The sequence below is a fragment of the Salifodinibacter halophilus genome (genome assembly GCA_012999515.1).
Taxonomy (GTDB): domain Bacteria; phylum Pseudomonadota; class Gammaproteobacteria; order Nevskiales; family Salinisphaeraceae; genus Salifodinibacter; species Salifodinibacter halophilus.
Genome location: JABEEB010000072.1, coordinates 1 through 345 on the forward strand (window position 1 = coordinate 1; position 345 = coordinate 345).

The following is a 345-nucleotide window of genomic DNA, read 5'->3' on the forward strand; positions in this document are numbered from 1 at the left end:
GACCGCCATCATCTTCGACAGCGCGGCCGGGTCCAGGCCGTGCGCGGCGCCGAGCGCGAGCGCTTCGCCGGTGGCGGCCATGATCACGCCCAGCGCCATGTTGTTGCACAGCTTGGCGACCTGGCCGGCGCCGCTGGCGCCCATGTGGAAGACGTTGCGGCCCATCGCGTCCAGCAACGGCCGCGCGCGCTCCAGCGCCGTGGCCTCGCCGCCGACGATGAAGGTCAGCGTGCCGGCGGCGGCGCCAGCGGTGCCGCCGGACACCGGCGCGTCGAGGAAGCCGATGTCGTGCGTGCCCAGCAGCGCCGCGGCGCGGCGCGCGGTTTCCACCGACACGGTCGAGTG

The 345-nt window shown here is 75.1% G+C and carries 1 protein-coding gene; it reads right to left on the reverse strand.

Annotation, left to right across the window (positions count from 1 at the left end; translation table 11 throughout):
* Nucleotides 1-345: NAD-binding protein (locus HKX41_10735; protein ID NNC24606.1), on the reverse strand; the 345-nt coding region annotated here is incomplete at both ends.